The sequence below is a fragment of the Paenibacillus xylanexedens genome (genome assembly GCF_007680605.1).
Taxonomy (GTDB): domain Bacteria; phylum Bacillota; class Bacilli; order Paenibacillales; family Paenibacillaceae; genus Paenibacillus; species Paenibacillus xylanexedens_B.
Genome location: NZ_VEIO01000001.1, coordinates 2115914 through 2138990 on the forward strand (window position 1 = coordinate 2115914; position 23077 = coordinate 2138990).

Below are 23077 nucleotides of genomic sequence, written 5' to 3' on the forward strand. Positions count from 1 at the left end.
CTATTGTGAAATAGGTTTCTTATCCTCCCGAGCCGGATTGAGGGGCAGAAGGAGCTTCTGCTCCTCCGCCGTCTCCACTGGTTCCACTATCTGGGGGTGTAACGACTTGACCCGGTGTACTCACTCCACCATCACTTGAGCCGTCACTTCCAGGATCAGTCGTTCCTTGCCCTGGCGGAGTACCACCACCGTCCGGTTGACCATTGCCAGGACCCGATCCACCATTGTTACCATTGTTGCCATTACCATTACCATTGTTGCCATTCTCGCTTCCATTACCATTGTTACCATTCGGGTTACCATTATCGCCCGCGCCCGCTCCATTGTCCGGATTATCCGTGCCTGGCACTTCAGGATCAGTACCTGTTTCAGGATCTGTACCCGGATCTGGTTGCTGCGGATCAATCTCCTGAGCCTCGATCATAAGCGAAATGGTATTAGATGGACTGGTTTCCTGTGCGGAAGCCGTATCATAAGCCGTTACATAATACTCATAGGTTAGCCCCGGTAGCGCACTTAAATCCTGCGCACTTGTTGAGCCAACAGCGTCGATTAGATGAGTAAACTGAGCTTCCGAAGTCTCCTTCCGGTAGACACGATACTGCGTATTCGCATCTCCCGTTCCAGTCCAGCTAAGTGAAACGGTCTGCGTAGATGGATCATAAGATCCATTCAATCCGCTCACTGATAATGTCGGTTGCTGTGGTTCCTCCACGGGAGGAGGTGCCTGACCGCCGGCTGGCGTTTTGAACTCTTTCACAGGGACACCTTTTAATGCATCTCCCATGACTTTGGCAAAAAACGCTGCCGACAGCTTACTGCTGTTCTTAAGCATATGTTTTGCATCCGGATTGTCATATCCCATCCAAACAGCACCAGTCCACTCAGGGGTGTACCCGACAAACCACACGTCACGGTTCGAGCTGTTACCGGCAATACCACTTTGCACCGTTCCCGTTTTACCGGCTACTGGCCGATCCAGACGAGCGGAGCGTCCGGTACCGTCATTTACTACGTTTTGCAACATCTGTGTAAGCTGATATGCGTTCTGTTCGCTCATTACACGTTTGGTTTCTGATTTATCATGTTTGTAAATGGTTTTATCGCTACTATCCACAATACTTTTTATGGAATAGGCTTCCTGATACTCACCAAGGTTAGCAAAGGAGCTGTAAGCTTGAGCCATCTCCAGTGTATTCGTACCTTTGCTGAGACCACCAAGAGCGATTGCCAGGTTTTTGTCCTGGTCCGTCAGCTGAATGCCTACGCTTTTAGCAAAATTAACTCCGGTATTTACCCCGATCTTATCCAGCAACCATACAGCTGGAATATTTTCCGATTTTGTTATGGCATCGGTCATGCTGATCGTAGAAGAGTATCCATGCAGGTTACCCGGACAATAGTTTCCGAAACACTGCTTCTCATTGCTCAGCGGCGAGTTCGCACTGTATTGTCCTGTCTCGAGAGCCGGAGCGTAGGATACAATTGGTTTAAACGCTGATCCTGGCTGTCTCCGGCTTTGCGTTACGCGGCTATACCCTTTGGTCTGATAATCTCGTCCGCCTAACAAGGCAACAAGACTGCCATTTTCATGATTCATAATGACCATCGAACCTTGAACCTGTTGATCATCCTTGCTTGCCTCAAACAAACTGTCATCCGAGAAAGCATTCTCCACAGCTGTTTGAGCCTGTGCGTCCATTGTCGTATAAATTTTGAAACCGCCAATATTGAGATCGTCTTCTGTCATGCCCGTTACACGCTCTGCTTCACGGAGCACATAGTCAATGAAGGCTTGATACTTTCGATCTTTCTCCGGTGGCGTATATTTATAATCGACGGCCTTCGCTTCGTTCATCTCCGCCTCAGTAATGTAACCTTGCTCATACATTAATTGCAGTACTACACCACGGCGAGTCTTGGAATCATTCGGATTGCTCAGCGGATTATAAGCAGATGGGCCTTTAGGCATTGCAGCCAGTGTAGCAATCTGCCACAATTCAAGATCCTTCAGGTTGCTTTTCCCAAAATAAAACTCCGATGCTGCCTTGATTCCGTAACGCTGATGGCCAAAGAAAATCCGATTCAGGTACATCGTCAAAATTTCATCTTTTGTAAACGTACGTTCTAGAGCAGTTGCAATAGATACCTCTGTAGCTTTTCTGAAAAATGTCTTGTCACGTGATAGGAACATATTTTTGGCCAGCTGTTGGGTCAGCGTACTACCGCCCTCTACCATGGAACGTGCCATGATATCTTTGACGGCTGCACGACCAATGGACCAGATATCTACTCCTTGGTGCTCATAGAATCGTTTATCCTCTGTAGCCACAAAGGCTTCTTTGACCAATTTCGGAATATCATCGGATTCCACAGGTTCGAGCTTTTTGATTGACAATTCGCCCATAATATTTCCATTGCGATCATATACCTTTGATGTTTCGTTAATCGTTGTTTTATTCATGTTAGCCTTAAGCAATTTTTCACCATTTATCAGAATAAACAAATACCCCGCTAATGCAAAAAATATGGCGATTGCCACGGTGAAAAACAAAGTCCATCCAACGCGTTTTCCCGTAATTTTTTTCTTTTTAGAGGTCTTAGGTTTCGCTTTCTGGTTTGACTTGTTATTGGTGTTGCGATTATTAGACCTCGATAACGGATCGTTTGGCATGTTACCTCCTGACTCCCTTTCAGTTGCATGTTTTCTATTTCTCTGGCGAGCACAAGCTTATATTAAACCTATTTTGCCCGGAATGAAAAGAACAACCCTTATTAGGTTGCTCTGTTTCAATACCTATACTTGTAGACGAAATGGTGTGTGAAAAGGTTTCGAATTTTTTAAGCTTCGCCGCCGTTGTCTTGCTGCATCAGCGATACGCTGCGTTGCGGCGTGAACGTGGAGATGGCATGCTTGTAGACCATTTGCTGGCGTCCGTCGCTGTCAATGACGATCGTAAAATTGTCAAATGCCTTGATCGTCCCGCGGATTTGGAAGCCATTGGTCAGATAGACCGTAGCCGGAATGTTTTCTTTCCGCAGTTGGTTCAAGAACGTATCTTGGATGTTGATGGACTTGTTCATTAGCCGTACCCCCATTGGTTCATTTGAATTCGTAGTGTAAGTATTATTCAATATCGCTGAGTAGCTTTCGTGCTATTATATCATGAACAGTTTCATATAATCCACAAAAACCCCTTGTCCCTTTTTCACATCTTCTAGAGGAGAGGCTATGAAATTAGTAGACTTATCCATTATACACTGCCTTACAGATTTGCAAAAGAGGAACAAATTTCACGTAATAACTGTATAAACAGCCTCCACTAAACAAGTTTTGGTGCGTTATACCGTGTTAAGTAATATCACACTACTACTAAATGGTTCCAAACAGGAACAGACAAGTCCCTCCTACCTTCGATCTCAAAACCTCAATTTTCCGAAGAATGATCACTTAAATCTTATCCTGAAATCAGCGATTTGAATCATATCGAGAGATTACTTTTTTTCATATATGGGTACCTACTTAAAAAAATAAAAAACCTCCAGCTTTTCATCGAAAGTAGAGGTTTCGTCTGACTAAGTTTAATTCCATGTATGTGTAATCAATTCACTTACTTGCTTATACTGGCCTTCGAAATTTCCCGTGTCCGTCATGTCCACCCACTGAATATCTTTCATATGACGGAACCAGGACAGCTGACGTTTCGCAAAGCGGCGTGTATCCCTTTTAAGCCATTCCACTGCAGCATCCCAGCTAACTTCGCCTTGCAAATATGCTGCAATCTCCTTGTATCCCAAGCCCTGCATAGAAATATGACCTCGCGCGACTCCGCGGTCTATCAACGCTTTTACCTCATCGACCAGTCCTTGCTCGATCATCAGATCGATTCGTTCTTCGACTCTTGCGTATAACTTCTGGCGATCCATCGTCAACCCGATGATGAGCAGATCATAAGGAGACTCTTTTTTCTGAACAGCCAGCTGCTCCGACCATTTCTCTCCTGTAAGGTGGAAGATTTCGAGCGCACGTACAATTCGCCGCTGGTCATTCGCATGGAGACGATCCGCACTGGCTGGATCAACTTCCCTGAGCCGATCATGAAGTGCCTGCGCCCCATGCTTCTGAGCATAACTAAACTGCTCTTCCCTGAAAGCTTCATCTGAACCACTGTCCGAAAATTGGAAGCCATAACAGACCGATTCCACGTACAACCCCGTACCACCCACGATAAAGGGCAGTTTACCCCGTGCATGAATTTCAGGAATCAAACGTGTGCAGCTTTCCTGAAACTCGGCTACGGAATACGGATATTCCGGCTCATGAATGTCAATCAGATGATGGGGAATGCCCTTCATTTCTTCCGTCGTTATTTTCGCCGTTCCGATATCCATCTCACGATAAACCTGCATGGAATCTCCCGAAATGACTTCACAGTTAAAAGCCTGTGCCAGCTCAATGCTCAATCTTGTTTTGCCTACAGCTGTCGGTCCAACCAGCACCAGCAGCTTTGGCTTTGTTTTAACTTCCGGTTTCAACATTAATCACTCCGTACAAGGTTTTTGCATTCGCCCGATCCAGCACCTGGAATCCAAGCCTCTCAAACTCTGCGCTGCCGCGTTTTTCTTTCATGACCACTCGCTTGCGGGCGACTCTCTTCGCCTCTATAATGCTATCTTCCGCTAATGCATGGGCATTCGCATAGTTCCGTAAAGGCTTGATTGCACTCGAATCCAGCATCGGTTCACGAAACATTGGATCAAAATAAACCGTATCACAGCTATGGTCAGGCAAGGAACGAAGCATTTCCAGATGATCCTGATTTCGCAGTTCAATGCGCCGGAACGCCTCGTCTATGGATGGTTCGTTGCTCTCATAATGAGACATGCCATCAAGTAGAAGTGTATAGAGCGGCTCGGAGCTTTCACAGGCTATCACACGCCCTTGAACACCTGTCGCCACCGCAAAAACGAGTGAATCCGAGCCGAGCCCTGCGGTACAATCCACAACCGTATCTCCTTCACGTACAGCACCCGCTTCCAGCATCGGATCAGGTTCTCCCCGTAACACACGTTTGGCACGTACGAATCCCATGCTCGGATGAAATTCAAGCTCGGATGCATCTTTCCGGAACAAGCGCGCTCTCCCTTTCAGCACCACCAGAATCTCCTGAACCTTATACCGCTCAAGCAATTTGGGCAGAGATGTTCTGTTACGTGCTACATAGGTGCCGCCAGTTGCAGCAGCCAGTGCACGTGCACGTTCCACGAGAGAAGCCGCTTCCTTGTCACCCGTTGTTATATACATAATATCCCCCTATAAAACTACATCACTCGTTTAAATAATTTTTCCAGATCATATGTGGAAAAAGAAATCACAATCGGTCGCCCATGCGGACACGTATATGGTTGCCGGCATGAACCTAAACGCTGAATCAAAACTTCAGCTTCCCGGTCGGTAAGCTTTTGATTCGCTTTGATGGAGGCTTTGCAGGAGCACATAATCGAAGCGGCTTCACGCATCTTAGCCACATCAATGCTACGCTCACTTAGAACCCATTCCGACATTTCCTCAATTATGTCTTTTTCATCCCCTTTGGGAAACCAGTAGGGGTGAGAACGCACACGGAAGGTTTGGCCGCCGAAATGCTCCAGATATACCCCCGCTTGTTCAAACCAGGCGAGTCTTGCTTTTAGCTTTTCTGTCTCGGAAGGTGTGAATTCAAGGGTAATTGGTAACAACAACTCCTGTGAGGCTTGAGCCGGATTGCCAAACTTCTCGTAATAGTACTCGTAATTTACCCGTTCATGCGCTGCATGCTGGTCGATCAAATATAAACCTTCATCGTTTTGTGCAATCAAGTACGTTCCGTGATGCTGACCAATCAGACTAAGTTCAGGGAACGCAGGCATAGAAGGATCTGCATGCATGGCAGCAGACAGTTTGGCTGGATCAGGTATCGATGCTTTTTTCCAGCTTCGTTCCCCTTTTTGACCTGCCGAAGTGTAAGGCGTACGGTTTTCCCTTACTGGAGCGCTGTAGGATGGCGCACGATACGCTTCGGTTTGACTCTCGCTAGCCGCTCGGGTCCCAGTTGTGCTCGTGGCAGCTACTTCGCCGGCATGAACATCTGCACTTTCACCCGTATTGTTCCGAGACTGTTGGCCTGGGTGATCGCCGCTCAGGATCTCCTGCTCAGAATCATTCCTTTGATCAAACTGGGCTCCATTCAACAGATCGAGCGAACCATACGCTGGAGTAGATTCCGGTGGTGCTTCGGGCAAAGGAGCCGATTGCGAGAAATCGGAAGAACTTTGCTGTAATGCTGGTTCTGACCCATTTCCTGCACCCGCTCCTGTTCCTGCAGGTATTCCTCCTCCTGGTTCAATTTCCGCTGGTGCATCCAGGTCAGAATGATCATCTTCTGAAACCGGTTTTCCAAGCGGCCCTTGTTGGCCATATCCTTCACTTACTTCCTGCTCTTTCACGGGTCCACGAGGGAACAAAAATTGTTCCTGGATAAATGAACTGTCATCTCCACGTCTAATTTGCTGTTTCCGTACTTGCGGAATCAATACCTCTTGCCTTAATATCCCACGTAGCGTGGTTTCCACAAACTCGTATAGCTCCGCCTCTTTGCTAAAACGAACCTCCAGCTTCGCCGGATGAACGTTCACGTCCACGAGTGAAGGATGCATTTCCAACTGCAGTACCACGAGTGGAAAACGATTAATAGGGAGCAACGTGTGATAGGCTTTCAGAATCGCCTGATTTAAGCCATAGTTGCGAATATATCGTCCATTCACAATCGTTGACATCCCCGCACGATTCGCACGTGTCCATTCCGGCAGACTGATCAGACCGCTAATTTTGTAATCCAGATTTTCGCCCTCAATGGGAAGCATCGCTTTTGCCGCACTTGTACCATAGATTGCCGCAACGACTTGTAACAGATCGCCATTACCCAGCGTTTGCAGCAGCGTATTCTCATTATGGCGAAGAGTGAACGAAATATGCGGATGCGACATTGCCATCCGATACAACACATCCGAGATGTGCCCCAGCTCGGTCTGAATGGTTTTCATATACTTTAGTCTTGCAGGGGTATTGTAAAATAACTCCTTTACCACAAACTCCGTCCCTTGTGGCGATGTTGCATCCTCGTGCGTGCAGAGCTTTCCGCCTTCAATCACGATTCGCCGCCCTCTTCCGTCGTCTCCACTAGCGGTCAGCACTTCCACCTTGGAGACGGCTGCAATACTTGGCAGTGCCTCTCCACGGAACCCGAGACTTGTGATCTGAAACAGATCACGTCCGTGGGTTATTTTACTGGTCGCATGGCGGTAGAAAGCTGTCTCCAGATCATCCGGCTCTATGCCTGAGCCGTTATCCTTTACCCGGATGCGAAGCAGACCGCCTTCCTCCACTGCCACTTCAATCTTGGATGCCCCTGCATCCACTGCATTCTCCAGCAGTTCCTTTACGACAGATGCAGGCCGTTCAACAACCTCACCTGCCGCAATCTGATTGGCAATATGTTCATCAAGCACATGAATTTTCGCCACAGATTCTCCTCCTCCCGGTTACTCAGGATAATTGCTGTGCCTTTAATTTAAGTTCATTTAATATTTGCATCGCCTGTAAAGGCGTCATATTCATCACATCAATCTCTTTCATATGACGGATCAATTCGCGTGCAGGTTTATCCTCTACCACAACTGTTCGTGAAGGCTGCACAGCTGCGGGCTCCTCGTCATCGAAAATGGATAACTGTACAACCTCCTGCTGCCCTTGACCGGACAAGTTTTTCGTACCGGACTTGGCAATGTTGTCTCTGCTGGCACTCGCGTACGCTGTCGTCTTTTCCTCAGAAGAGGCCTTCTCTTCTACCGCCGCCGTTTCCATTACGGCAACATATTCACTTCGATTTTGTTCCGGAATGAACGGGTCGTCCGCAGCATTGGAAGATTCCATACGGCTCGCTGCTTGCGCTTCTGGCAGCTGTCTAGATGACGTTCTGCTGTCACTCACAAACTCACTGCCGACCGCTACCTGAGAAGCCGCTTGTTCGAAACCATGCAGTAGTCCATTAGCACGCTCAATAATGCTATCAGGGAGACCCGCAAGCCTTGCACAATAGATGCCGTAACTGCTACTTGCAGCACCCGCAATCAGCTTGCGCAGGAAGTTAACTTTGTCTCCGCTCTCCTGAACCGCCATCGAGTAGTTCGCCAGCTTGTCCAGACTTTCCTCCAGGTGAGCCAGCTCATGAAAGTGGGTGGATACAAGCGCCTTGCAGCCGATCACGTCATGTACATATTCAATGACTGATTGTGCAATCGCCATGCCTTCACTCGTGGAAGTCCCTCGGCCCAACTCATCGATAATGATGAGACTGCGTGGCGTTGCTTTTTCGGTCATGACCTGGATGTCAGCCATCTCCACCATAAACGTACTCTGACCGCCGATCAGATCATCCGCAGCACCGATCCGTGTAAAGATACGATCCATGATCGGAACTTCAGCTTGACCCGCAGGTACAAAACAACCAATCTGCGCCAGAATCGAGATGAGCGCCACTTGTCTCATGTACGTACTTTTACCAGCCATATTGGGTCCGGTAATCAGCAGAATACGTGCCTCTTCCTCAGTCATCGCTGTATGGTTTGCAATAAACGCCCCATCACGCATGACGGCTTCCACGACCGGATGCCGTCCTTGCTCAACGACCAGATTATATCCATCCGTCAGCACGGGGCGCACAAAATTACGCTCTGCACTAATGACTGCAAACGATTGATATACATCAATTTCAGCCACTTGCTCAGCAAGTTTCTGTAACCGTGCAATCTCTTGATTAAGACGTTCACGTAGCTCTGCAAACAGACCGTACTCGATATCGACCATTTTGTCCTGAGCTTCAAGGATGAGTGTCTCCTTCTCTTTCAGTTCAGGTGTAATATATCGTTCTGCGTTCGCAAGGGTTTGTTTTCGCTCATAACGTCCTTCAGGAAGTGAAGCAAGATTTGATTTAGTGATTTCGATATAATAACCGAACACTTTGTTGTACCCGATTTTCAGCGAGCGAATGCCAGTAGCTTCACGTTCTCTTGCTTCCAGCTCGGCAATCCACTGTTTGCCATTCACCGAAGCTTCCCGCAGCTCGTCCAGACGTGCGTGGTATCCTTCCCGGATTAAGCCCCCGTCTTTGACCGACACCGGGGGTTCATCCACGATAGCTTGTCCAATTGCATCGCGCAAATCAGCGCAATCATCCATCATTTCAGCGATATGCTGAAGTGTTGCAGACGAAGATGAAGCACAGTGGTGGCGCAGACTAGGTATTTTGTCCAGTGACGATTTGAGTGCATTTAGGTCACGACCGTTCGCATTACCAAAAGCAATACGTCCCACCAGACGTTCCAGGTCATAGATGTCTTTCAGCTCAGCTCGCAGATCCTCACGCAGAATAAACTGGTTATATAAGGTGTCCACTGCTTCCAGTCGTTCATTGATCTTTCCTTTTTGTAAAAGAGGTTTATCCACCCAGCGCCGCATCATGCGGGCACCCATGGACGTCTCCGTGCGATCCAGCAACCACAGCAGGGAGCCCTTCTTCGAACGTTCTCGCACCGTTTCTACAAGCTCCAGATTGCGACGTGTAAACGGATCAAGAATCATATAATGATCCGGCTCATACGTAGAGATTTGTGTCAATTGTCCGAGCGAGCGCTTCTGCGTTTCACTTAGATACGAGAAAAGACGCGCTACACATGCTTGACGCTCCGGCTCCAGCCTTGCCCACACCGACTCACCAAACTGCTGACGCACGAGGTCTTCCTTGCTTTTAGTCCATGCGGTATACACTACCGGACGCCCGATCGGCGATGATTCGGATTCTACGAGCTCCAGCAGAGCTTCGTCTCCAACAAGTTCAGACGGCTCATAGATGCCAATTTCGTCCTTAAGCCACTCCTTGGAATAGGGGACAGATGTGACGTAAAGTTCTCCTGTCGAAAGGTCACAGGCAGCAAGAGCGAGCGTGTTTTGGTTACCCGTTAGACATACCATGTAGTTGTTAGACTTGTCCCCCAGCGTCTTTCCTTCCATCACCGTTCCGGGTGTAACTACACGAACAATCTCGCGGCGTACCATGCCTTTGGTTACTGTCGGATCTTCCATCTGCTCGCAGATGGCTACTTTATACCCCTTCTCAATCAGACGCTGTATGTAATTTTCAGCCGAATGATAAGGCACGCCACACATCGGAATTTTGTCGTCTGTTCCTCCGTTGCGCGCTGTTAAAGTGATTTCCAGTTCTCTTGCAGCATTGATTGCGTCATCGAAGAACATTTCGTAGAAATCACCTAATCTGAAAAAAAGAAATGCATCCTGTGCTTCGGCTTTTACTTGCAAATATTGTTGAATCATTGGCGTGTACTGAGCCATGATATCGATCCACCATCCGTTCCTATGATGTCAGGAAGAATGTTCCCTGGAAGGCAATAAGGCGGTCAGGCACCAAGATCACGCACCTCCGCCTTATGTTCGGCTATCCGCCTCTTCCTTCATGGGCTTACTGCTTCATATCTTCCGTATCTTAACGTATTAAAAGTCCTATATTTCATTATAACAAAAAAACGCTGCTTCTTCATGAGCCTGCCCGAATATTCCAGAGTTTACGGATATCCCGGCTCTCATCCCAGGTATGGCCCCGTTTGAATTGCCGCATGAGAGGCGCCGCATATCGTTCATACCTAGCGTATCCGGGTAGCTGTTTCAGATCATCCATCAGTGACGGGATACAGGTCATCATGACATCACGCTGTCCTTCGTAAAACGCGGAATGAACATTCTCCTCTGCTAAAGGACGCTGTTTTAACAGATCGTAGTGGCATGCAATCAGACCCGCAAGAGCAACAACCCCTTTCGCCACAACCGGAGAGACAAGAAAACTCGGCAGTGTCCGATATTCGAATCCACCATAGGATTTCAGGCGAAAGTCACCTAACGTTCCGTACCTTGGTCTTCTTCCTGATCCGCGTGGATCTTGCAACACTGCCAGTGGTAGTGCCAAATAATTATCCAGAGCACGGAGTAATCCCCCGGTTAGCTGCAAGCCACTAAAATGAATGTGACCACCCAGCGGCAATCCCCGTTGCGGCATTCCCCCTGCCTGCCAGATCAAAGAGGAGTCACTGATACTGCGTGAGGCAGCCGCGAAGGCTCGCAACAGATGCGACAACAATTCACGCGGTTCTGCACTCGGAGCTGGACGAAGCTCGGCAACGGGGTACACCCGTCTGCCACCAATCGTTACTGAATCACAGCCTGCGATACCCGTGCGTTCGAGATAACGCGAGGCAGGTACTATTTTGGACTCAGGCATTTGTACCAGTAGAAACTCTGGGTCCATGCCCAGCACAGGAACCCGGTTTTCCTGCCGCTCTTGATCCAATAAACTTAGATGTTGCTTCCAACTTGCCTTGTATAAGGAACCGAGGTCTGCCGAACCTTTCCAAGGGCTAGGCTCCATGGCAATGACTGCACACCCGCCATTTCCCGAAGCTTCCAAACGGACGGCCCCGTGATCTAGTCCCAATGTATACAAAGTCTTGATCGCAAGACGCTCTACCCGTTTATAAACAGATGATGACGCTTCACGGTCCAGTTCGCTTTCCTGTCTCGCTCCCATTCCGCTCGTGTCTCTGCGTATGATCCGAATGGCCTGAAGGCAGCTAATATGCACATCATACCGCACACGGAGTCCAGCTTCCCGCTTACGCTGCTCACTCATGGACAGCACTTCGATCCCTGCCTGTTTTAGCCGCGTTATCCGTTCGCCAGCGCGCAGACGTGTATAAGCCTGAACATCCTTTTCGGCTTCTTCCATGACGTCCATTCCGTCCCTCCTTCCGCCATGTTCTTGCTTATCAAAAATAGACCCCGCAACTGCGGAGCCTTCCCGTTAAACTCTTCAGGCACATAATCAGGCTCGTCACAACCCATTTTTTGTACTTTATGAAAGAAAGAGGGCTTACGCCCTCTTCTCCGCACCTTATGGTGCATATGATACCTTAGGTCATGAACATTCACTTTCCCTTTTCGAATGAGCGATTCACAATTCATCATCCAGCAGGTCTGGATCGAGATCATCATAGTCTCCATCCGCGCTGCCATAGTCATAATCCTTGTCTTCGTAATCACCGCAGCCATCTGTGCATACCTTGACACAGACTTTCGTTTCAGCCACAAGCTCTACAGCGAATTCCCGCTCAACCCGGATAATTACGCTGCCGCCGCCCGCGGACACTGTGGCTTCCACACAGCTAGGCTCCTGCGTTGCATCCGCAGATACCTCTACAGTGGAAGTCCGGTGTTTCGGGTCCAGATAGGACAAAGGCACATGTTCTACATACGATACCGTTTCTTTAGCTACATCTGTCTGCGAATTTTTGTCGTAGGAATACCAAATGTTGATATCGTAAGTACCAATAACTTCAATCCCGTCCCCCGCTGATACGGCTTCATACTGGTGGTTGATAATCCAAGCCCCCAAAATACTGGTCGGACCATTTGGCGGAGTCACGGTATGTGTTACGGTAGAGAACTTACGACCTTTGCCGCAGATCGCCTTCGTGATAATCTCTCTACATTGATGTTTATGACTCAATGACATCTTTAAACCTCCTCCATACAATCATTCACTACAAGTGTATGCAGGACATCCGTCTAGGGTGACAACTATTTTCTATGATTCGTTTACAGATTGGGAGCGATCCGAGATTGGAGAAGGCGCTTTGTCCTTCTTGGCGATTTTCAGGTACATGGAGAGCTCCCGGCACAGCTGGAGAATAGCGGAACGCATTTCGAATTCTTCCCTAGTATCCGGCAATTCCATTTGTCTGAATTCTTCCTGCACATCGGCAAGTAACTTTTCCGTTCGTCCCGTATATGATTCGGTCAACACATCCTGACTAAGCTGGTCGAACAGCTCCGCCACCATCTCGGCATGCGGCATTTTCTGATAGACCTGGGATACAAGGTGCATCATGTGCTGTATGGAATCCAGCTGGGTTTTACGCATATAAAAGTACACGCTCCAGCCCTCATTGGGATGAATGACCTGGTTCTCCAGTGAACGTTTGGCCGCTTCAATCCCCCCGAGTACGGCTTTATCCGCTTCGATTAATTCTTTGCCTGCCCATACTTCATTGGGATTACGCAAAGTTGTCGCGAACTCCCGGAAAATTTTCGAGAACAATTCATCAATGCGTTTGCGTATCCTGAACATCTGTGGATCTGCCGCAGGCATATAAGCCAGATTCACAACCATCGCTGAACCAAGGCCAATCAAGAGCAGCGCAATCTGTACAAGAATGACATGTACATCCATCTCTCCACCGCTAAACACCCGAAACACCACGACTGAACCGGTCACAATGCCTTCCTTAAATCCGACCCGAACAATCACCGGAAAAGCCGTGAGTATGTATACTGCCAGCACCCAATAATGGAAGCCGAGAAAGTGAAAAAGTACACTTGCAAACAAAAGACCAACCACGGATGCAAAAAAACGTGCCGATATCGTTCGAATACTCCTTTTTCGTGTGACATCCACACCCAGAATCGCGAGCAAGCCTGCTGACGTTGGGCCTGGCAAACGGCACCAGTCCGCAATGAGAACAGCCATCAGCGCCGCGATTGCCGTTTTAATGACTCTAAACCCCATTTAACATTCCATCTCCTCTAAGCTGTACAAAAGTTCGTGGCCCGTATGTCCCCTGTTTAGTATGACTCAACTGGTTACAAACTAGACGACATCAACCGGCATGCACAACACATGCCGGTCACAGAAACATGCCACGAAGAAGAAACACTGCCCTTTCAATGGCGATAACAGAAAGAGCCTAAACCTGATACCGACCTATACTCATCCCCTGTTTTTCTGCCCGGCATGAAGGTTTTCCTTCCATCAAATATCCTACTTGATTTTACAATTGGGAGCAACGTGACACCTCTTGTGAAATTGTAAACATATGATGAACATTTGTAAAACCGTCCTGTTCGTTAACCTAATTTCGAGCTATGATCTGCGACCAGAAGATAGAAGCTTGCGTTCTGCATATACAACCAGTTGATACATCGCGGTAGCTACGGCTGCAATAATAAGCAGGCTTGATAATACAAGGGTGAAGTTGAACACCTGGAAGCCGTAGATGATTAAGTATCCCAGTCCCTGTTTGGCGACCAGAAATTCACCGACGATGACCCCAACCCAGGCCATACCCACATTCACTTTTAACGTAGATACAATTGTGGGGAATGAAGCAGGAAATACAACTTTGGTAAATATTTCAGATCGTTCACCGCCAAACGTGCGAATAACCTTCACATAGTTGGGATCAACTTCATTAAAGCTGTTGTACACAACAAGCGTTGTAATGATTACCGTAATAGAGAGAGTTGTCATCACAATGGCTGTAAATCCCGCCCCGAACATGACGATAAAAATCGGACCGAGCGCGACTTTGGGCATACTGTTGAACACAACCATGTAAGGATCAAGCACTTTGGACAAAAAAGGGGACCACCAGATCAGAACAGCAAGCAACGTTCCGACAAGTGTCCCCAGTAAAAATCCGACGACCGTTTCACCTACGGTTACCCCGACATGTGCCCATATTTCGCCGCTGACGACATCCTTGCCAATCTGGGCAAAGATTTTACTTGGATAACTGAAGAGCAATACATCAATCCACCGTAATCTGCCCGCCAGCTCCCAGAGTATAAACATAGCGACTAACATGGACAGCTGAACCGCAAAAATATGTTGCCGCCATCTGACCATTTTACGGTTATGGTCATGATGAAGTTCCTCCAGCCAAATTTCACGAACTTCCTGCTTTCCTTGATCTGGAATTTTCTGACTCACGTATCTTTCTCACCTCCTCCAGACTGAACAAGTTCATCCCAGAGTGACTGGAACAACTCATTAAACCCTGCCTGCTCTCTTGCATGGAAAGGCTGTGCCAGCCTGATCTGTTCAGGGATATCGAATTCACGCCGAATGCGTCCGGGGTTGCGATCAAGTACGATAACCCGGTCGCTAACTGCAATGGCCTCAGACAAATCGTGTGTGACCAGCACGGATGTTTTGCCATACTGTTTTAACGTATCCGATACAAGATCTTCGAGTTGCAGTTTGGTTTGATAATCCAAGGCAGAGAACGGCTCATCAAGCAAGAGTATTGCTGGGTCTGTCGCCAATGTTCGAACGAGGGCCACCCGTTGCCTCATGCCACCCGACAATTCGGATGGGTACTGCTCTTCTGTCCCGCCAAGACCCATACTGACGAGAAGTTCACGGGTACGATCTCTGTGCTGCGCGTCCAAATTCCCTGTCAATTCAAGCCCAATCAGTGCATTATCCAGAATCGTACGCCATGGGAAAAGATAGTCCTGTTGCAACATGTAACCGATGCGGGCAGAAGGTCCCTGAACACGCTTGCCTTCGACTTCAACCTCTCCTCGGGTGGGCTTCAGAAGTCCAGCGATGATTGACAATAACGTCGTTTTGCCACATCCGCTGGGTCCCACCAGACTGACGAACTCCCCTTGCTTGATCTCCAGATTCAAATCCTCGATGACTAGTGAGGCCTCGCGTTCATTGACATACACTTGAGAAATATTTTCCAGTCGGATCACATTCCCGGAATCAGGCACCGCCGCTCACTTCCTCCCCTGGATCGCCTGTTCTGCAAAAGACGGATTAACAATGGTGTTCAATTCAACCCGCTCTTTTAATTCTCCGGCGGCCTTCATGACACTCAGCAGATTGTTCCACTCATCCCCATCAATGATTGGATCTACAGCATATGTGGCTTGTTCCTTATACCGGTTTACACTGCTGGTTAGAATGGCTGGATCAATGTCTTTGAAAAACGGGGTAATCACTTGTGCAATCTCCTCCGCTGTATGGGAATCCACCCAAAGTTGAGCCTTGTGCAATGCATTCGTGAATTTTTGTACGAGTTCCTTGTTATCGTTCAGATAACTTTGTTTGGCCATAAAAACCGTATAAGGCAGATTCCCGCTTTCCGTTCCGAACGATGCCACCACTTTACCTCGGCCCTCCTGTTCAAAGATCGATGCCTGCGGTTCAAATAGCTGTACGTAATCCCCTGTGCCTGAAGCAAAGGCAGATGCAATATTCGCGAAATCCACATTCTGAATCAGTTCCAGATCACTTGACGGGTTAATGCCATGTTTGTTTAAAACAAACTCCCCGGCCATTTGCGGCATGCCACCCTTGCGCTGTCCGAGAAATACACTTTGCCTCAATTGTTCCCAATCAAAGCTGTCCTGGGCATTTCGAGCGAACAAAAACGTTCCGTCCTTCTGGGTGAGCTGAGCGAAGTTAATGACCGGGTCTTCCGCTCCCTGTTGATAGACATAGATGGACGTTTCTGCACCTACCAGTGCAATATCCACCGAACCCGCGAGCAATGCTGCCATCGTTTTATCTCCACCAGCCGTTGTTTGAATATCTACTTCAAGCCCTTCTTCTGCAAAAAAACCTTGAGCCGCAGCTACATATTCCGGTGCGTAAAATACAGAACGAGTCACTTCACCAATCGTAATCTTGGCTTCATTCTCTTCCCTATTGCAGCTCGTCAGCGCTACAATGAGAATCAACAAAATTACAATACCCCGGACAAACCATGGCGTATATTTCATTCAATTTCCCTCCTTTTCTGGGTTCAGCAGTTTCTCTTTACTATGAATATGCCGAGGCCCAGTAAAAGGTTAAGAAGATTTATCCAAACGACGAATGTAATAACAACTGAAGATAAATATCCGGGTTCTCATAAGTCATCTCATGATAGCAACAGGATGCAGGCCTCCTTGTTTAAGATTTGAGGTATCGATTCAGAAAACGGATGACCTCCTGATAAGCTGACTGTACTTGAGCCGTTGAAAAGTCCACATCAAAACCGTGACCTGCTCCTTCTATCGTTACAAGCTGGCTGGATATGCCGGATTTAAGCAACTGGTTGTGCATCAATTGCGATTGCTCATAGGGTACATCCGTGTCTTGTGTGCCATGAAGAAGCAAAGTTGGCGGATAGTCAGGATGGACAAGTTCGATCGGATTGAACTTATCCTGCCAAGGCTTGTTCTTGTCGAATTTCTCACCAGTAACTTCCTCAATCCAACTCCCCTTCTGTCTACAGTACTGATAATAGGCATAACGCCTCCATCCGCTTTCGGAAATCGGACGTTCAGACAATGCAGCAATCGCCTTCTGCCGATCAATCGTGGGCAGGCTGGAATAATATGTACTCGGTTGTGCAATCCAATCTTCCGTTATACTGCCATATCCGTAGAAAGATACGATCGCTGCTGGGGCCAACTCCCGCATGGTACCGATCATTAGACTTGCGTAAGCCCCTGCTGAACTGCCCATGACTGCAAAGCGAATCGTATCACAACCCAGCAACTGAGATGCCTGATGCTTGAACCACACTACAGCATCACGAAGATCCTCTATGATTTCATGAAGCTTCACTTCTGGGGCGAGTCGGTAATCGAGACTAATTACATGAAATCCGGATTGATGAAATAACAAGATTTGCTCCTTCGTTAACCACTCACGAGTACCAAATATGAATCCTCCACCATGAAAATATAATATTGCAGCTGTTGAACGCTCCGATTGGCATTTATAGATGTCCGCATAAATCTGGCACCCGTTTGCCTCCTTATACATCACTGTTACTTTTTCCAAGGATTTGCACCTGCCTTTATGGATTGAAATCAAAAAAAGAGAGCCGTATGCTACCACCGCCCTCTTTCTAATGATTAACTCCGTTTTGGTATAGACTCTGCTACTGCTGTTGCTGCACACCTGTATTCACAATTAACCCCCAGCCAAAAAACTCTTGCTGTGAGACCTCGGCACGAATCGTATTTTGGCCCCCTATCCAGCTTATTGGGATCTCTACAAAATGATCTCGTATTCGACCGTCGCTTGATGGCGGGTTCCAGTTCCAGCCCCCTTCGTAGACTAGTTCATCATTAATCCACATACGCAGGTGATCACTGAATCCGAAAGACAGCATGCTTTCCATAGGCTCGGCTATATTCACTTCGGCCTGTACCTGTACCTTACTTCCGGGCTTGACCTTGTACAACCGGTTCAGATTAAGAACCCCGTTCTCCTCGACCATTGCCTTTTGCCAAGTTTGTGCATCTCCTGATTTCAATTGATCCTGATACACATCGGAAACCTTCCATTCTTGAACGACAAAAGGACCCGTGCGTTTAGAGTCGGCTTCCACCGTTCCCGTTAATAATGACGTATCGCTTGGAAGCTGTGGTAACGGTGCAGTCTCAATCTCCTCTACGGTGAGATTACGGATATAGCTATGCAGGAAATTCCATACACCGACACGACCTGCTTCTCCTCCATGTTGCAAGTTGCGTATGACTAACTGGGGCTGGGGATCTTCATCCAGATACACAATAGCCCCTTCGGGTTGAACCTCCACGGTGAACGTATGCCAACCCCCCGTTGTATTCGGAAGTGGCTTCTGATATTCCGGACCATTGTAGATCTGCCAGGTCATTGAGCCGTTCATCACAGGATCATATTGAATCTCAACCGGAGCAAGATATACAAGCTCATAATTCGCTTCATCTCTAGCCCCAAACACAAAGCCGATGAACCCTACCTCTTCCGGTAAAGCAACCTCTGCTTGCATTCGAAAGGATGGAAAAGGAATCTCATCACGGAGAAAGATGGCTGTGTTCATCTGCTCCATATACAACGCAGGGCTCCCTTTCCATTCACCAGGTCTAGCCCCAGATTGCCCCAGATCCAGTTTGTTCAGATCGTTCCACATGGGATAAAAAAGCTTGGTCATGGTCATACAATGCACTCCTTACATAGAATTGGGTATCTACCGTGAGCGACAGATTACACTCTTCGTTACTATTGGATGAAGCACATCCCTTATCCTTCTTTCAAAGGATAAATATTACAAATTTCCAGTTTGAAAATATCCCCGTAAACCGGCCTCGCACGCTGAATAATCTGCTCATACGGATCGAACTTTGCCTGGATGGCACTGGCCATATCTTCAACAACCTGATCGATGTTTGGCCAATGGAACGTGATTTGATTAACCCCGCTGTCCAGCAACAGTCCTCTGTCCAAGGAAAAGGAATGACTGCTCCAGTGCTCATTCAATAATGTCTCGAAAACCGTAACTCCATTCACTTTGATTAATACCTGATTGTCATCTTGAGGGATATGTTGTCTTCGAAGCGTCAGATTTACCAAAAGTTGCTGTTTGGGATCAGCGATGAGATAAAAACTTGAGGTATGACTCCGAGCACTGTAATAAATTTGGTTACGATGGTTGTAGTCTACTGACTTGGAGCCCGCAAAAACATTAAAATAACTATTTTCTCTGTAGTACGTTTCAAGCAAATCCACTGTTTCCCCTAACTCAGGCGCATGTTCTCTGATTCGCAGATCATTAATCTCTGACTCGATATCCCTGCCTGCTTCCTTTAAACATTGCAACATCGCTTGTACGAGATCCATGTCCATGACCATACAATCCCGAAATTGACGTAAAATCACATATTGAGGGGTGCATATCGTCTTGTAGCTCTGATTTAACAACCAAGGCGTCTTTCTGGCAGACAAATCGGCAAGAGCAACGAACCAATCCGCGATCCCTGACCAGTGCTTCATCGCCTCACAACAATGCCAATACAGCACTTCATAAGGTTGATCTCCGATATGAGCACTGTGGATTGCTGCATAAAAATGAGCCTTGCTTTGGGTCTTTGCTTCTGGTTTTATCCGATTATTGAGGATAGAACTTGGCAGTTGATCATGACCAAGAGCCTCACAGATGGTACTGGCGATCTCACTGACCATGAGATGTATCCCTTCCGGATTCAGATGACAATAATCCAGAAACAGATTAAATCCAGGTAGACCCCCATTCAACTCGCGGTTAAACACAGCTGGCAGGTCAATGACTTTCATTTTATATTTATGGGAATACGTGAGCAGTTGATCTCGAATGAAAGAAGTACAGGCAGGTGGAGGACCTAGACGGTATACACTTGTATCCCGTGCCCGCTCAAGCCATTGACGCGCTTCTCTGGTTTGACCTTCTCCATATTGTAATCTGCCCAGCAGTTCGTAACCTTTCGGATTAGCACGGTTTAGCTCAATGAAACGATCCACCAGCTTCTGCACTTCTTCTAATTGACCTGAATGGACATAGCGATCCAACTGGTTGCTCATTTCCAGCCAAAGCCTTTGTTCTCCCTGAGGCCAAACAAGTTCCCGATCAGACTTGCTACTTCTCCAATCTTTCAGATTGAATTCGGGAATGACCAAAATAACCGGGATGCCTTGAAGTACATATTGCTGATGAAGCTGTTCCAAAAAAGAGACAATAAACCCTTCGCTCTTATGTTCGAAAACAGCCTGAATGCCTTGAAACCGTTCCTCGCCTCCGCGATTCAATACATCCAGAACCTGATGCTTTTCTTCATCTGTTAAACCCCATAATGACTTCCGCCAGTTATCACCTGCATATACAATGAGCACGTCCGGTTCCAGTTGAATGCATTCTGTGCAGACCTTCATCAGATCTTTCAACTTGATACTGACTCGAGCAAGATCAATCACTTCTACTTGTACCGACTCTTCCACCTGTGACAACATTTGCTCCAGATAGGCAGAGGGCCTGAAGAACGGATCGAGTAAAAAACCTCTTGCTCCTGACTCTCCAGCATACACAATCCGTTTCCCACTTTTACGGGCGGTAATCCGGTCCACCTGTGCCCAATGACAGAATTCATTTGCAAAACGGGGATCTCTTCTGTAAACCATACCTTCCGGCTCCATCGTTCTTCTCCAAATGCCTACCATAGACTCCGGTAATTCAGACAATAACGCTGAAGTTCCTTGCTCTATACCTGCTGTCACTTCAGACATATAAGCTCTCCCCATTATTCAAAATTTGAAGTACCTCAGGTGAAAATCTTCTTTCCGTCCTCTGAACCACAGGCCGAAGCGCCTGTATGGAGCTTTGGTAAAAATCCATCGCATTATCATTACATGCCCGCTCAACAATGTATCTCCCACATACAAGTACATCCAGTTCACTGGTAAAGAACAATGCAAGGGCATCTGCCTCATTGACGACCTGTGGTTCTCCTTTTCGCTGCATTGGAACCTGCATCAAAACTGAATAACCACTCCAATGCTTGAATCTGCTCAAGAGTTCAGCGTATCCTGAATCATCTGTTTCCTGGATGTCACACGCATCTGCCAATTGGTCTGCATACATAATACCTGGCAAGTCAAAGCCTCTACGTAAAGATACTCTGGACTTCATGGATAGCGGAAACTCACGAAGGTCAAAAACCAATTCGCTATCCCCTTCCAGAACAATAGCCCTCAAGGGAATAGGCACTCCTTCCGAATTCAAAAGCTTATGCACCCGATTTCGCAAGCCGACTCGCCCTGGGTCACCTAAAAGGACAAACTTATCTGCTTCATGTACACGCTTACGAGCACAAGAGGCAGACCAGCCCACAAGCTTACCTTGATGTAATAACGCTGCTAATTGTTCAATCAAATCAGATGTTTGCAAGCAGTAGGTGTATTTCAAACCTGTGGCCTGAAGCAATTTCTCGATCTGACGATCCTTCCGAGAGCCAAAAGAAGCCTCAGTCTCCCGAATCTTGGAATCATTAAACGATCCACGCGAATCCTGTGTATACTCTGTGCTAATCGTCATTGCTGCTCCGATTGCAATACTGGAAGAATGACTATAATTTTCAGTGAGAACCTTACGATAAGGTCCGTTTCGACGAATATATTCCATCAGTGCAGGTTGATTAGCTCCGCTCCCAGACCAGCACAACGTTTCTGCAGGTCTTCGATAAAATGACAATTCCACAATACTCAGCACGCGTTCTTCAATTACTTGCCATAAGCTGCAGGCAATGTTGCAGTGCTCCAGTGTAATTTCTCCATTGATATGCCAATGAGAGCATCCAAACAGTTCCATACATAACGTTACAAACCAGCTTTGAACCTGGAGCGGATTCAAGTATTCAAGTTGCATTTCATAATGACCGTTAGCGAAGTTGTCAAGCAATTGACGGCATTGCTCTACATATACGGGTTTGCCCAGCCTTGCCAGACCATCCAGTTCACTAGATGCCCTCTCTGTATCTATACCAAGAAACGTATACAGAAATAGTGACAGCCTGTCTAAAAAATAAAGTTCATCCGATTGATGCATATGAATTTCTTGCGCCCGGGTTCCTTCTCCTAAGTAGACTGAACCGTTTTCCGAACCAGCTAAGCCCGGCCAATGGGTATATAACAGGTTTGCTTCTTCATATCCGGAATGAACATATACTGACATTGCTGAAGCAAGAGGAGCAGAACAATGGTGAACAGGGCCGGTATATCCAAGCCATTTGCCGATATCCATCTCGGCCTGTTGTTGCAACCTCTTCTCCGAGTGTACTTGTCCAGTTCCATCTACCCAGACTAACCTGTCAATATCGGTGATGGAGAGACCCGCATGGTCCAAACAAGCTCTGAACGCTTTGCCTGGTATCCCCCCATGGTCAAAGGTACCTCTCAGTTCAGCTTCTTCGTATACGGCACGAACCGCTCCATTTTGAATCAGACTGCATGCTGGTTCTCTACCATACAGCGTTATACCAATAATGTTGAGATTCATCCCACTTTCCCTAGCTTTTCATGGACAAATAAAGAGATCTTCTCCACATTTGTGAAGTTTTCAAAAACGAGCGCATTTTGATCCACAACAATACCAAATTCATCTTCCAGATCAAACAATACATTCACAATTTTCAACGAATCAATGCCGTGGTCATTTTTGATATGTGAAAGAACAGATACCTTATCCGGATTATATAGAGCGTTGCGACTTACAACCTCGATTACTCTCAATTTAATCTCATCTACAGTTAAAACGATTGACATGGATATTCATCTCC

17 protein-coding genes are annotated in these 23077 nt (G+C 47.3%); all 17 read right to left on the minus strand.

What is annotated here, in order from left to right:
* Window positions 1–19: 19 nt before the first annotated feature.
* Window positions 20–2674, minus strand: coding sequence for a transglycosylase domain-containing protein (locus tag FS818_RS09305; protein ID WP_145331564.1), 2655 nt, complete (start codon window positions 2672–2674; stop codon window positions 20–22).
* A gap of 167 nt (window positions 2675–2841) precedes the next feature.
* Window positions 2842–3084, minus strand: coding sequence for an RNA chaperone Hfq (hfq, locus tag FS818_RS09310; protein ID WP_090916826.1), 243 nt, complete (start codon window positions 3082–3084; stop codon window positions 2842–2844).
* Window positions 3085–3582: 498 nt separating this feature from the next.
* On the minus strand, window positions 3583–4539 hold the full coding sequence (gene miaA, locus FS818_RS09315; protein WP_145331565.1) for a tRNA (adenosine(37)-N6)-dimethylallyltransferase MiaA: 957 nt from the start codon (window positions 4537–4539) through the stop codon (window positions 3583–3585).
* Window positions 4520–5305 (minus strand): class I SAM-dependent methyltransferase, encoded by a 786-nt coding sequence (locus FS818_RS09320; RefSeq protein WP_145331566.1) that lies wholly within the window; start codon window positions 5303–5305, stop codon window positions 4520–4522. Before FS818_RS09320 ends, miaA begins: the two co-directional genes overlap by 20 nt.
* A 17-nt stretch (window positions 5306–5322) precedes the next feature.
* The gene (gene mutL, locus FS818_RS09325; RefSeq protein ID WP_145331567.1) at window positions 5323–7563 is read right to left on the minus strand and encodes a DNA mismatch repair endonuclease MutL; all 2241 of its coding nucleotides are present in this window, start codon (window positions 7561–7563) and stop codon (window positions 5323–5325) included.
* 22 nt (window positions 7564–7585) lie between these two features.
* Window positions 7586–10447 carry a DNA mismatch repair protein MutS gene (mutS, locus tag FS818_RS09330; RefSeq protein ID WP_145331568.1) on the minus strand — a complete coding sequence of 954 codons (2862 nt, stop codon included), beginning with the start codon at window positions 10445–10447 and terminating at the stop codon, window positions 7586–7588.
* 202 nt (window positions 10448–10649) lie between these two features.
* Window positions 10650–11900, minus strand: a complete 1251-nt coding sequence (locus FS818_RS09335; RefSeq protein ID WP_260989818.1) for a putative amidoligase domain-containing protein — start codon at window positions 11898–11900, stop codon at window positions 10650–10652.
* 216 nt (window positions 11901–12116) lie between these two features.
* A complete protein-coding gene (locus tag FS818_RS09340; RefSeq protein WP_123065763.1) occupies window positions 12117–12677 on the minus strand; it encodes an outer spore coat protein CotE in 561 nt (186 codons plus the stop codon).
* A 72-nt stretch (window positions 12678–12749) separates the two neighbouring features.
* A complete protein-coding gene (locus tag FS818_RS09345) occupies window positions 12750–13730 on the minus strand; it encodes an aromatic acid exporter family protein (RefSeq protein ID WP_145331569.1) in 981 nt (326 codons plus the stop codon).
* Window positions 13731–14084: 354 nt separating this feature from the next.
* A complete protein-coding gene (locus tag FS818_RS09350; RefSeq protein ID WP_145332825.1) occupies window positions 14085–14849 on the minus strand; it encodes an ABC transporter permease in 765 nt (254 codons plus the stop codon).
* Between the two features lie 80 nt (window positions 14850–14929).
* Window positions 14930–15724 carry an ABC transporter ATP-binding protein gene (locus tag FS818_RS09355; protein ID WP_145331570.1) on the minus strand — a complete coding sequence of 265 codons (795 nt, stop codon included), beginning with the start codon at window positions 15722–15724 and terminating at the stop codon, window positions 14930–14932.
* Window positions 15725–15730: 6 nt separating this feature from the next.
* Window positions 15731–16738, minus strand: coding sequence for an ABC transporter substrate-binding protein (locus tag FS818_RS09360; RefSeq protein ID WP_145331571.1), 1008 nt, complete (start codon window positions 16736–16738; stop codon window positions 15731–15733).
* A gap of 172 nt (window positions 16739–16910) precedes the next feature.
* Window positions 16911–17789 (minus strand): alpha/beta hydrolase, encoded by an 879-nt coding sequence (locus FS818_RS09365; RefSeq protein WP_260989819.1) that lies wholly within the window; start codon window positions 17787–17789, stop codon window positions 16911–16913.
* A 100-nt stretch (window positions 17790–17889) separates the two neighbouring features.
* Complete coding sequence (locus FS818_RS09370; RefSeq protein WP_145331572.1) at window positions 17890–18933, minus strand: hypothetical protein; 1044 nt, start codon at window positions 18931–18933, stop codon at window positions 17890–17892.
* 83 nt (window positions 18934–19016) lie between these two features.
* Entirely contained in the window at window positions 19017–21029 is a 2013-nt protein-coding gene (locus FS818_RS09375; protein WP_145331573.1) for a tetratricopeptide repeat protein, read from the minus strand.
* Entirely contained in the window at window positions 21022–22797 is a 1776-nt protein-coding gene (locus FS818_RS09380) for a carbamoyltransferase C-terminal domain-containing protein (RefSeq protein WP_145331574.1), read from the minus strand. The genes FS818_RS09375 and FS818_RS09380 overlap by 8 nt, the downstream gene beginning before the upstream one ends.
* Complete coding sequence (locus FS818_RS09385; protein WP_145331575.1) at window positions 22794–23063, minus strand: acyl carrier protein; 270 nt, start codon at window positions 23061–23063, stop codon at window positions 22794–22796. The genes FS818_RS09380 and FS818_RS09385 overlap by 4 nt, the downstream gene beginning before the upstream one ends.
* Between the last annotated feature and the right edge of the window lie 14 nt (window positions 23064–23077).

Bases quoted from the DNA above. Each gene is read 5' to 3' on its own strand.
- FS818_RS09305 (WP_145331564.1), bottom strand. From the start codon at position 2,674: ATGCCAAACGATCCGTTATCGAGGTCTAATAATCGCAACACCAATAAC.
- hfq (WP_090916826.1), bottom strand. From the start codon at position 3,084: ATGAACAAGTCCATCAACATCCAAGATACGTTCTTGAACCAACTGCGG.
- miaA (WP_145331565.1), bottom strand. From the start codon at position 4,539: ATGTTGAAACCGGAAGTTAAAACAAAGCCAAAGCTGCTGGTGCTGGTT.
- FS818_RS09320 (WP_145331566.1), bottom strand. From the start codon at position 5,305: ATGTATATAACAACGGGTGACAAGGAAGCGGCTTCTCTCGTGGAACGT.
- mutS (WP_145331568.1), bottom strand. From the start codon at position 10,447: ATGGCTCAGTACACGCCAATGATTCAACAATATTTGCAAGTAAAAGCC.
- FS818_RS09335 (WP_260989818.1), bottom strand. From the start codon at position 11,900: ATGGACGTCATGGAAGAAGCCGAAAAGGATGTTCAGGCTTATACACGT.
- FS818_RS09340 (WP_123065763.1), bottom strand. From the start codon at position 12,677: ATGTCATTGAGTCATAAACATCAATGTAGAGAGATTATCACGAAGGCG.
- FS818_RS09345 (WP_145331569.1), bottom strand. From the start codon at position 13,730: ATGGGGTTTAGAGTCATTAAAACGGCAATCGCGGCGCTGATGGCTGTT.
- FS818_RS09350 (WP_145332825.1), bottom strand. From the start codon at position 14,849: ATGGTCAGATGGCGGCAACATATTTTTGCGGTTCAGCTGTCCATGTTA.
- FS818_RS09360 (WP_145331571.1), bottom strand. From the start codon at position 16,738: ATGAAATATACGCCATGGTTTGTCCGGGGTATTGTAATTTTGTTGATT.
- FS818_RS09370 (WP_145331572.1), bottom strand. From the start codon at position 18,933: ATGACCATGACCAAGCTTTTTTATCCCATGTGGAACGATCTGAACAAA.
- FS818_RS09375 (WP_145331573.1), bottom strand. From the start codon at position 21,029: ATGTCTGAAGTGACAGCAGGTATAGAGCAAGGAACTTCAGCGTTATTG.
- FS818_RS09380 (WP_145331574.1), bottom strand. From the start codon at position 22,797: ATGAATCTCAACATTATTGGTATAACGCTGTATGGTAGAGAACCAGCA.
- FS818_RS09385 (WP_145331575.1), bottom strand. From the start codon at position 23,063: ATGTCAATCGTTTTAACTGTAGATGAGATTAAATTGAGAGTAATCGAG.